This is a genomic window from Achromobacter maghribensis, assembly GCF_057334215.1.
On sequence record NZ_JBHFII010000061.1, the window covers coordinates 577005 to 586712 of the forward strand.

General features: G+C 67.1%; 12 protein-coding genes. 6 read left to right on the forward strand and 6 right to left on the reverse strand.

Annotated elements, in window-relative coordinates; genetic code table 11:
* From ACE039_RS28595 to pdxK, 6 genes are all read left to right on the forward strand, one after another.
* Positions 1 to 652 (forward strand): DNA repair protein (locus ACE039_RS28595; RefSeq protein WP_485824003.1); only part of this gene is annotated, 652 nt, incomplete at its 5' end.
* A 43-nt stretch (positions 653 to 695) separates the two neighbouring features.
* Complete coding sequence (locus tag ACE039_RS28600; RefSeq protein ID WP_485824004.1) at positions 696 to 1223, forward strand: YbjN domain-containing protein; 528 nt, start codon at positions 696 to 698, stop codon at positions 1221 to 1223.
* 72 nt (positions 1224 to 1295) lie between these two features.
* Positions 1296 to 2354, forward strand: coding sequence for a peptidylprolyl isomerase (locus ACE039_RS28605; RefSeq protein WP_485824005.1), 1059 nt, complete (start codon positions 1296 to 1298; stop codon positions 2352 to 2354).
* Positions 2355 to 2391: 37 nt separating this feature from the next.
* Entirely contained in the window at positions 2392 to 2787 is a 396-nt protein-coding gene (locus tag ACE039_RS28610) for an MbcA/ParS/Xre antitoxin family protein (protein ID WP_485824006.1), read from the forward strand.
* Positions 2784 to 3281, forward strand: a complete 498-nt coding sequence (locus tag ACE039_RS28615) for an RES family NAD+ phosphorylase (protein ID WP_485824007.1) — start codon at positions 2784 to 2786, stop codon at positions 3279 to 3281. The genes ACE039_RS28610 and ACE039_RS28615 overlap by 4 nt, the downstream gene beginning before the upstream one ends.
* Positions 3282 to 3340: 59 nt before the next feature.
* Positions 3341 to 4204, forward strand: coding sequence for a pyridoxine/pyridoxal/pyridoxamine kinase (gene pdxK / locus ACE039_RS28620; RefSeq protein WP_448708160.1), 864 nt, complete (start codon positions 3341 to 3343; stop codon positions 4202 to 4204).
* Positions 4205 to 4277: 73 nt separating this feature from the next.
* Here the strand turns inward: pdxK and cynS are convergent, their stop codons facing one another.
* The 6 genes from cynS to ACE039_RS28650 form a co-directional block, all read right to left on the reverse strand.
* A complete protein-coding gene (gene cynS, locus ACE039_RS28625; protein ID WP_485824096.1) occupies positions 4278 to 4721 on the reverse strand; it encodes a cyanase in 444 nt (147 codons plus the stop codon).
* A gap of 11 nt (positions 4722 to 4732) precedes the next feature.
* Positions 4733 to 5527 carry an ABC transporter ATP-binding protein gene (locus tag ACE039_RS28630; RefSeq protein ID WP_485824008.1) on the reverse strand — a complete coding sequence of 265 codons (795 nt, stop codon included), beginning with the start codon at positions 5525 to 5527 and terminating at the stop codon, positions 4733 to 4735.
* A 4-nt stretch (positions 5528 to 5531) separates the two neighbouring features.
* Complete coding sequence (gene ntrB / locus ACE039_RS28635; RefSeq protein ID WP_105557952.1) at positions 5532 to 6374, reverse strand: nitrate ABC transporter permease; 843 nt, start codon at positions 6372 to 6374, stop codon at positions 5532 to 5534.
* A complete protein-coding gene (locus tag ACE039_RS28640) occupies positions 6374 to 7720 on the reverse strand; it encodes a CmpA/NrtA family ABC transporter substrate-binding protein (RefSeq protein WP_485824009.1) in 1347 nt (448 codons plus the stop codon). The genes ntrB and ACE039_RS28640 overlap by 1 nt, the downstream gene beginning before the upstream one ends.
* 135 nt (positions 7721 to 7855) lie before the next feature.
* Complete coding sequence (locus ACE039_RS28645; protein ID WP_485824010.1) at positions 7856 to 8494, reverse strand: response regulator; 639 nt, start codon at positions 8492 to 8494, stop codon at positions 7856 to 7858.
* A gap of 8 nt (positions 8495 to 8502) precedes the next feature.
* Positions 8503 to 9618: a sensor histidine kinase gene (locus ACE039_RS28650; protein WP_485824011.1), complete on the reverse strand. Its 1116-nt coding sequence runs from the start codon at positions 9616 to 9618 to the stop codon at positions 8503 to 8505.
* Between the last annotated feature and the right edge of the window lie 90 nt (positions 9619 to 9708).

The window sequence follows — 9708 nt, forward strand, 5'->3', positions numbered from 1 at the left end:
GGGCCGCGGTCGGCGGTTCGCCGCCGCCGTGGCCCTATGCGCGGCCGGGCTCAGCTTGAGCGGCGGCGCGCAGGCCGAAAGCATGGAAGAGCGCCTGCGCGCCCAGTTGCGCAGCACGACGCAGCAGCTGCAGCAATTGCAAAGCGAGCAGGCGCAGGTGAACGCCGCCAAGGCGGCCGCCGAAGCCCAGCGCGATGCGGCGCAAAAGGAGCTGGAGTCGTTGCGCGCGCAATTGGCCAAGAGCCGTGGGCAGGCCGAGAAGCTGGCAGAGCAGCAGGGCGCGGTGATGGAAAGCGCCCAGGCACAAGTTGCCGCCAGCCACGCGCAACTGGGAAAGTTCAAGGGGGCCTACGACGAGCTCTTGACGCTGACCCGGGCCAAGGAGGCGGAACGCCAGACACTGGCCCGCAACCTGGCGCAACGCGACGACGAGGTCAAGGTCTGCCTGGCCAAGAACCGCGACATGTACGAGGCCGGCAAGGAAATCCTGAACGCCTACGAGCGCATCAGCACCGGCGACATCCTGGCGCTCAAGCAGCCCTTTGCCGGCCGCGCGCGCGTCAAGTTCGAAGAGCAGGCGCAGGCGTATGGCGACAAGCTGTACGACGCGCAGGCGCCGCGCAGTCAAGCGGCTGCAACGTCCAACCCGTAGTCTGTCCCTGATTGCAATTTGTCTTTATCCAGGAAATACCGAAATGACCGAAACCAGCCTGATTCTTGACGTGAACGCTGAACGCCTGCAAACGCTGCTGCAATCCGCGGGCTACCGCGTGACCTTGTCCGAGCAGAATGGCATGGTCCAGTTGCTGAGCGCCAGCCAGGGCGTCGGCTTTGCCGCCCGCATGGGCAACCCGGCCCAGCAGGAAGGGCATTATCTGGACTACACGCTCAGCTGCGCGTTGCGCGTGCAGGGCGAACTGCCGGCCGGCCTGGCCGACCGCTGGAACGTGGAAAAGCGTTTTGCCCGCCTGTCGGTGCAAGGCGTGTTCCTGGTGCTGGAACTGGACGTGATCGTGGCCGGGGGCGTGTCGGAGACCTATCTGCGCGCCACCACCGAGCTGTGGGATCGCCTGTTGCAGGAGTTCCTGCTGTTCCTGCGCGCCAATGCGTCGGACCAAGACAGTGCTGCCGACGCCCCGGCTGAGGGCGCCGCCGAAGCGCCGCAGCGCCTCGACACCGAACCCGTCAACGCCGAAACCACCGACGCGACGGCTACCGCATAGCGCGGCCCCGCAGCGCGCCGCCGGATGCAGGCCTGTCCGGCGGCGCACTGAAGCTCCATAGAGGTTCCCATCATGACCAAGATCCTGAATTCGTCCCATCGGCTGCGCGTGACCGCGGCGGTCCTGTTGATCGCCGCATTGGCCGGCGCGGTCGCGCTGATGCGCGGCAACGATGCTCAAAGTAGCGAAAGGGCGCCCACCAAAGTGCTGGCATCCGCCGCGCCCGCTGCGGCACCCGCGCCTGCACCGGCCGCGGTGCAGGCCAACCGGCCCCCTGCGATCGCGACGCTGGGCGCCGTGAAGGTGGACCGCGATGAACTGCTGCGCCAACTGCAAGCCATGCCGCCGCAGGCGCGCGGGCAATTGAAGGAAAATCGTGCCGGCCTGGACCAATGGCTGCGTGCGCGCCTGGCCGAAAAGGCGTTGATCGAGCAAGCCCGCGCGCAGGGCTGGCAGGACAAGCCGGAAATCAAGCGCGCGTTCCAGGCGGCGCAAGAAAGGATCGTGCTGCAAAGCTATCTGGAGTCGGTCAGCCGGGCGCCGGACGACTATCCGGCCCAGGCGGACCTGCAAGCCGCCTACGAGCGCGCCAAGCCGCAACTGGCGGTGCCGGCCCAGTACCGCGTCAGCCAGATCTTCCTGCCGGCCGCCCTGGGCGATGCCGACGCGGTGGCATCGGCACGCAAACAGGCCCAGGACCTGGTCAAGCGCGCGCAGGCGCCCAAGGCGGATTTCGCGGCCCTGGCGCAGAACTTCTCGCGCGACGACACCACGCGCGCGCAGGGCGGCGATATCGGCTTCCTGCCGCTGGCGCAGTTGACGCCCGAGATGCGTCCGGTGATCGAGCAGATGAAAGAGGGCGAGGTATCTGCCCCGGTGCAGTCGGCGGCGGGGTTTCACATCCTGAAGCTGTCCGCATTCCGCGCGGCCAGCGTCACGCCGTTCGATCAAGTAAAGGAAGAGCTGCGCGCCGCGCTTCGCTCGCAACGCCAGGAACTGGCCGCGCGCGCCTATCTGGAGGGCTTGTTGAATGCCGGTACCGTCAGCATCGATGGCGCGGCCCTCAATGCCGCGTTTGAACAAACCGCGACCCTCTCGACGGCCAGCCCGGCCGTCGCCCGCGCCCAATGAGAAGACGGCGTCGTACACGGCGGGAGCCGTCGGGCAAGTGTTGGACACCCGTCTGACGCTGGCGCTGGGCGATGCCCGTGCGCCGGCCAGCCTGCAATGCGCAGGGGCGTTGCTTCAGGCGTTGCGCCAGACCTATCCCGACGGGCTGGGCCGTTGGTTCCCGCTGGTGCCCGACCAGGGGGCGGGCCACGCGCGTGAGGGGTCGCGCGAGTCGGGGCTGGATCTGTCCGACTTGCGCGTGCTGTACCGGGCGTTGCGGGTCAGCTGGCTGGCCGAACTGGTGTTCGGCAGCCGCGAGCGGGCGCACCAGTGGCTGAGCAGCCCCAAAAGGCGTCTGCTGGGGCGGGTGCCCTTATTGCTGTGCCAGCACGGCAAACACGCCGTGGCAATCGAAGAATGGCTCATCGATATCGATGAAGGAAACGGTCCATGATTGCGCTTTGGCGCTTGAGCAACAGCCAGGACCTGCAACCGCGGGCCCGACCGCCGGGCCGCTGGCATGGCGCGGGCGCGCCGGTGGTGGTGCTGGACGCGAACCCGGCGGCCGCGGTCTTCGCGCGGCTGGCCTTGTCGGAAGTGGCGCATCCGCAGGCCTTGCCCAGCCACTACTTCCTGCTGGAAGTGATGGCGCCGGACCATGCCGTCAGCGACGCGACCGTGCCCCTGCATTGGGAAACCGATCTGCCTGCGACCCGGGCGGTTGGCGATGCCTGGCTGGCGCGCGGCGACACCCTGCTGCTTCGGGTGCCGTCGGCGGCGGGCGGCGTGCAATACCTGCTTAACGCTGCCCATCCGCATCTGGCGCGATGCCAGATCGTGTCGTCGGTGGCGTATCCCTACGCGCCGCACCTGGCGGGAATTGCCGACGCGGTGCTGGAAGGAGCCGGGTGGCTGGTGGCGGCGGGCGGGGGCGGCGCGCGGGACTAGAATGGGGCTCCGTCGGCTTTGGTGCCGGCGTGCAACCGTTCCCGTCAGGAGCCCGCCGTATGACCGCACTCTCCGCTGCCCCCACGCCGGGCGCAGCGTTGCCCGCCTACACCGCGCAGGTGGACATCGTTTCCATCCAGTCCCAAGTCGTCTATGGCTATGTCGGCAACAACGCCGCCATGCCGGTCTTCCGCCGCGCGGGCCTGCGCGCCATCGCGGTACCCACCGTTATCTTGAGCAACACGCCGCATTACCCGACGCTGCACGGCGGCGCGGTACCGCTGGATTGGTTCGAAGGCCTGTTGAAGGGGCTGGACGAGCGCGGTGTCACCAAGGTGGCGCGTGCCGTCGTCTGCGGCTACCTGGGGCAACCCGGCCAGGCGGACCTGCTGGCGCGCTGGCTACCGGCGTTGCGCGCCGCGCGTCCGGACCTGCGCGTGCATATCGATCCCGTGATGGGCGACCGCAACGATGGCCTGTACGTGGACGCGGGCCTGGTTGCGCAATACCGCGGCCTGCTGGTGCCGCTGGCGGACGGCATGACCCCGAACCACTTCGAGCTGGAATTACTGGTCGGCCGGGCCCTGGCGTCCATCGACGACGTGGTGGCGGCCGCGCGCGAGCTGATCGCGCAGGGCCCCGAATGGATCGTCGTAACCAGCGCTGCCCCGATGGCGGCCACGCCCGGCACGTTGCAGCTGGCGGTGGTGACGCGTGATAAGGCCAGCATCGTCACCCATCCCGAAATCGCCATCCCGCCGTCGGTGCACGGCACGGGCGACGTGTTCATGGCCAGCCTGACGGCCAGGCTGCTGACCGGGCAAGACCTGCCCGACGCCGCGCGCGAGGCCGCGGCCCAGGTCACGGCGACGCTGGAACGCACGCGCGAGCTGGCGTGGGAAGAGCTGGCCGTGGAAGACTAGGGCGGCGCAAGGCCCCATTCAGTGCGAAGCGATCCGGGGCGGACAGGCCCCGTTCCGGGAAGGGGCCTTCGCGTCAGTACGTCTTGTACGGCAGGAACTTGCCGCTCATCACGATCTGCACACGGTCGCCCCTGGGGTCGGCTTCGCGCGACAAATCCATCTTGAAGTCGATGGCGCTCATGATGCCGTCGCCGAATTCCTCGTTGATCAGTGCCTTGAACGTGGTGCCATACACGTTGATCAGTTCATAGAAGCGGTAGATCAGCGGATCGGTGGGCACCGACGTGGGCAGCGACCCCTTGTAGGGCACCACCTGCAGTTGCACCACCGCGTCGGCGGGCAGGTCCAGCACGCGCGCGGCGGCCAGGGCCTGTTCTTCGGTCAGCGTCATCTGGCCCAACAACGCGGCCGTGGTCCATTCCTTGCTTTGGCCGACGGCTTCAGCGATGGCGGCCCAGCTCAGCTTCTTTTCCAGCTTGCGGGTGACGATCAGTTCGGTGACTTCAGCGCGGGACATCATGATGGGATTCACTCCTTGTGGGATGCCTTGTCGACCAGGAAGTCGACGAGATGGTTGCGGATTTCGTAGTAGCGGGGTTCGTGGTGCAGGCTGGCCCGGGTGCGGTCACGCGGCAGGTCCACGTTGACGGACTCGGCAATACGGGCATAGGGGCCCGCGCTCATCAGCAAGACGCGGTCCGACAGCAGGATCGCCTCGTCCACATCATGCGTGATCATGAATACGGTCTGGCGCGTTTCCTGGACGATGGCGCGCAGTTCGTCCTGGATGGTGCCGCGCGTCAGCGCGTCCAGCGCGCCGAACGGCTCGTCCAGCAACAGCATCTTGGGCTGGATCGCGAAGGCGCGGGCAATGCCCACGCGTTGCTTCATGCCGCCCGACAGTTCGCAGGGTTTCTTGCCGGCCGCTTGCGCCAGGCCAACCATGTCCAGATAGCGCAGGCTGTGCGCGCGCACCTGCTCGCGGTCATAGGCGGGCCAGCGCGACCGCACGCCGAATTCCACGTTCTGCAGCGCGGTCAGCCACGGCAGCAGGGCGTGCGCCTGGAACACGACGCCGCGTTCCAGCGACGGCCCGGCGATCTGGCGGCCGTCCATGATGACGACGCCCTCATGCGTGTCGTCGATGCCGGCCAGCACGTTCAGGATGGTTGTCTTGCCGCAGCCAGAATGGCCGATCACGCACACGAACTGGCCTTGTTCGATGGTGAAATCGATGTTCTCGAAGACGGGCGCTTGAGGCTGCCCGTTGCGGCTCGGGTAGCGTTTTCCCAGCCCTTCGACTTGCAGGAAAGATTGGCTCATGGCGTCATTCCCGGTAGCTGACCAGCCGGGCGGCGCGCGCCAGCAGGGTATCCAGCAGCATGCCGATCAGGCCGATGAAGAAAATGGCGCAGATGATGTTCGCGATGGACAGGTTGTTCCATTCATTCCAGACGAAGTAGCCGATGCCCGTGCCGCCGATCAGCATTTCGGCGGCCACGATCACCAGCCACGCAATGCCCACCGAAATCCGCATGCCGGTCATGATGGTGGGCGCCGCCGCGGGCAGCACCACCTGCAGCGCGGTGCGCAGGCGCGACACTTCCAGCGTGCGCGCGACGTTCAGCCAGTCCTGCCGCACCGCGCCCACGCCAAAGGCGGTATTCACCAGCATCGGCCACAACGAGCAGATGAAGATGACGAAGATGGCGGACGTGTCCGCATCCTTGATGGTGTAGAGCGCAAGCGGCATCCAGGCCAACGGCGAGATGGGCTTGAGCACCTGGATAAAGGGGTCGAAGGCGCGATAGACGGTCTTGGACATGCCGATCAGGAATCCCAGCGGAACCGCCACCAGCGCCGCCAGACCGAAGCCCGTCAGCACGCGGGCCACCGAATAGGCCAACTGCACGCCGATGCCTTTGTCGTTGGGGCCGCGGTCGTAGAACGGGTCTTGCAGGTGCCGCCATAGCTGCGCGCCGACGTCGGCGGGCCCGGGGAACGGCGTTTTCGAGCCGCTGGCCGCGGCGTTGCCGACCAGGGCGGCATAGGCCGGGTCCACCGTCGCGCCGCCCGTCTCGGGGCGGGTGGCGACGTGCCACAGCAGCAGGAAGGCCAGGAACAGCGCGATGGACAGGAATGCCGCCCGCCAATGTTGCACGGACCGCATCAAGTCCTCCGGATCTTGAAACCGGCCAGGTAGGCCTCGGGTTGGCTGGGGTCGAATGGCTTTCCCATGATGCTGAATGTCTTCGCCGTTTCGGCGGGCGGGGTCAGCCCGGCTTCGCGCATCAGACGCACGGCGTCGGTGGCCAGGAAGACCTCGCTTGCCACCTTCTGGTAGTCCACATCGCCCTTGACCTGGCCCCAACGCTTCATCTGCGTCAGGATCCAGACGGCGAACGACTGCCAGGGCATGGGGTCGAAATCGATGCGGTTGGGGTCGCTCAGTACCTTGCCCAGGCCATCGGCGTAGGTGCCGGTCAGCACCTGCTCCACCACCGTGACGGGCTGGTTCAGGTAATTGGGCGCGGCAATGGCGGCGGCGATTTCCTTGCGGTGCGCCGGTGCGCGGGCGTAGGCCGTGGCTTCGATGATGGCCTTCAGCAGCGCCTGGTACGTGTTGGGCATCGTCGTCACGAATTCCTTGCTGGCCGAGAACGCGCAGCAGGGGTGGCCGTCCCAGATCGCTTTGGACAGGGTGTGGATGAAGCCCACGCCATCGTAGACGGCGCGCTGGTTCACCGGGTCGGGCGCCAGGAAGCCGTCGATGTTGTCGGCGCGCAGGTTGGCCACCATTTCGGGCGGCGGCACGGAACGGATCTGTACGTCGGTGTCGGGGTCCAGACCGTGCTCGGCCAGGTAGTAGCGCAACAGGTAGTTGTGCATGGAATAGTCGAACGGTACGGCAAACTTGAAGCCTTTCCAGTCCTTGGGATCGCGACGGTCCTTGTGCTTCATGGACAAGGTGATGGCCTGGCCGTTGATGTTCTCCACGGCGGGCATCGTCCACGGCACGGCGCGGCTGGCGCCGACGCCCATCGAGATCGCCAGCGGCATCGGCGACAGCATGTGCGCCGCGTCGTATTCGCCCGACATGGCCTTGTCGCGGATCAGCGCCCAGCCGGCCGTCTTCACCACTTCCACGTCCAGGCCCTGTTTGGCGTAGAAGCCCATGGGATGCGCCATGATGATGGGCGTGGCGCAGGTGATGGGAATGAAGCCGACTTTCAGTTTCTGCTTTTCCAGCGGGCCGGTCGATTGCGCGAAGGCGTCACGGGCAGCGGCCAGGGGGAAGATCGACGCGATGGCGGCCATGGCGGTACCGCTGCCCACCGCGCGCAGGAAGCGCCGGCGCAGCGCGTCTTGGGGAAAGAGGGCGCGCATCACCGCTTGTTCGACGGCGCTGTCCGCCGCGGATTGGCTGTCGCGCTCGTGTTCGGCTTTCGAGGCGTGGCGGCCGCAACCGCAGGCAAGACGGGTATCGGCGTCGAACGGATTGCTGAATAGGGACATGGGATGGCTCCGGCCAGACTGGGTTGCAGCCATCATGGGGCCGGCCGCGCCAAGCCGGTATCCCGGGTTCGACGATATGCGTGTAGTGCCTTTACTACGCGGTGCGCGCCGTGCGCTGCGCTGGTGCGCAGGCGGCTACGGTGCACCCAGCTGGTGCGTGTTGGCGTAGGCCACCAGTTCCACCAGCGTGCGCACGCCCAGTTTTTCGAATATGCGGCTGCGGTATGTCGAGATCGTGTTGACCGACAGCGCCAGCTGTTCGCCGATGGCCGAGACCGAGCGGCCGGCTACCAGTAGCTGCAATACCTGGAATTCGCGGTTCGACAGCAGTTCGTGCGGCAGGCGCGAGCTGTCCTGGCGCACGGTCTGCGCCAGCAGTTCGGCCACGGCGGGCGTCACGTACATTTTTCCGGCGGCGGCATTTACCAGCGCGGACAGCAATTCGTCGGGGTCGCAGCCTTTGTTCAGATAGGCATGGGCGCCGGTGCGCAGCGCGCGCACGGCAAACTGCGTTTCGGGGTAGACGGACAGCATGACGACGCCCAGCAAGGGGTAGTCGGCGCGCACGGTCTTCAGTACGTCCAGGCCGTCGCGTTCGCCCAGCGCCACGTCCAGCACCATGGCGTCGTAGCGGGCCTGGCGCAGGGCGCGCAAGGCGGACGGCGCGTCGGCGGCTTCATGGACAAGGGCGACGCGCGGGTCTTCTTCCAGGATGCGGGCCAGGCCGCGGCGGATGATGAGGTGGTCATCGACGATAAGCAGGTTCAGGGCCATGTCGCGGGTCAGGTGGGAGGAAGGCGCAGGCGGGCGCGCATGCCGGCGCCGGGGGCGCTGTCCAGCGCAAGGTCGCCGCCGATGCCGCGGGCGCGTTCGCGCATGCCAAGGATGCCGAAGGTGCGGGGGGCTTCGGGCAGCAGCATGCCGATGCCGTCGTCTTCCACGGTCAGTAGCAGGCCGTCGTCGCTCCAGGCCGCGCTGACGCTGACGCTGCGGGCGCGGGCGTGGCGCTGCACGTTGGTCAGCAGTTCCTGGACGATGCGGTAGACGGCGATTTCAGCGTTGCGATCCAGCCGCCGGCGTTCGGTGTCAGGGGGGCACAGGTAGCGGCATTGCAGGCCGGTGCGGGCCTGCAGGTCTTGCAGCAGCGTTTCCAGCGCGGCCCACAGGCCCAGGTGGTCCAGCACGACGGGCCGCAGGTCGGTCAGGATGCGGCGCGTGGCGCCCATGGCCGTCTGGGTGACTTCCAGCATGCGGTCGACGTGGGTTTGCAAGGCAGGGGTGGCGCCCAGCTGGCGGCGCAGCCAATTCAAGTCCAGCTGCAGGGCGGTGAACGAAGCGCCAAGTTCGTCGTGGATGTTGCGGGCGATGTGGGCGCGTTCTTCTTCGCGCAGGCTGGACAGGTGCGAGGACAGGCGGCGCAGCGAGTCGTGGGCGTCGCTGAGTTCGGCGGTGCGTTCGCCGACGCGGCGTTCCAGTTCGCGTTCGGTGCGTTTGCGGTCGGTGATGTCGGAAAAGGTGACAACGGCGCCGACGACTTCGTGGTCATCGAGGATGGGATAGGAGGCGTATTGGGCGTCGAAACACGAGCCGTCGCGGCGCCAGAGCACTTCATCGTCGACCCGTTCGCCACGGCCTTCGCGGAAGGCGCGGAAGATGCGGCAGTCATGCACGTGCATAAGGGCGCGGTTGGCGTGGGAGTGATGGATCAGGTAGTGCATGTTGCGGCCGACGACTTCGTCGGGGGTGTAGCCGAGCATGGTGGCGCCGGGGCCGTTGATGAAGATGCACCGGCCGCGCAGGTCGATGCCGTAGATGCCTTCGCCGGCGGATTCCAGAAGCATTTCCAACTGCCGGCGCCAGGCGGCGTGGTGCGAGAGGTGGTTCAGGTCGGCGAACATGGTTTTGCTTTTTCCCGGGAGCTTCCCCGGCCCCTTGCGCGGGTTTTTTTGCGCGTGATTTTTTGGGGAGTTTACGGGAGGCTTGGGGGG

What these genes read in the sequence shown, in the direction of transcription:
- ACE039_RS28600 (WP_485824004.1), top strand. Translation starts at nt 696, where the DNA reads ATGACCGAAACCAGCCTGATTCTTGACGTGAACGCTGAACGCCTGCAA.
- ACE039_RS28605 (WP_485824005.1), top strand. Translation starts at nt 1,296, where the DNA reads ATGACCAAGATCCTGAATTCGTCCCATCGGCTGCGCGTGACCGCGGCG.
- ACE039_RS28615 (WP_485824007.1), top strand. Translation starts at nt 2,784, where the DNA reads ATGATTGCGCTTTGGCGCTTGAGCAACAGCCAGGACCTGCAACCGCGG.
- pdxK (WP_448708160.1), top strand. Translation starts at nt 3,341, where the DNA reads ATGACCGCACTCTCCGCTGCCCCCACGCCGGGCGCAGCGTTGCCCGCC.
- cynS (WP_485824096.1), bottom strand. Translation starts at nt 4,721, where the DNA reads ATGTCCCGCGCTGAAGTCACCGAACTGATCGTCACCCGCAAGCTGGAA.
- ACE039_RS28630 (WP_485824008.1), bottom strand. Translation starts at nt 5,527, where the DNA reads ATGAGCCAATCTTTCCTGCAAGTCGAAGGGCTGGGAAAACGCTACCCG.
- ntrB (WP_105557952.1), bottom strand. Translation starts at nt 6,374, where the DNA reads ATGCGGTCCGTGCAACATTGGCGGGCGGCATTCCTGTCCATCGCGCTG.
- ACE039_RS28640 (WP_485824009.1), bottom strand. Translation starts at nt 7,720, where the DNA reads ATGTCCCTATTCAGCAATCCGTTCGACGCCGATACCCGTCTTGCCTGC.
- ACE039_RS28645 (WP_485824010.1), bottom strand. Translation starts at nt 8,494, where the DNA reads ATGGCCCTGAACCTGCTTATCGTCGATGACCACCTCATCATCCGCCGC.
- ACE039_RS28650 (WP_485824011.1), bottom strand. Translation starts at nt 9,618, where the DNA reads ATGTTCGCCGACCTGAACCACCTCTCGCACCACGCCGCCTGGCGCCGG.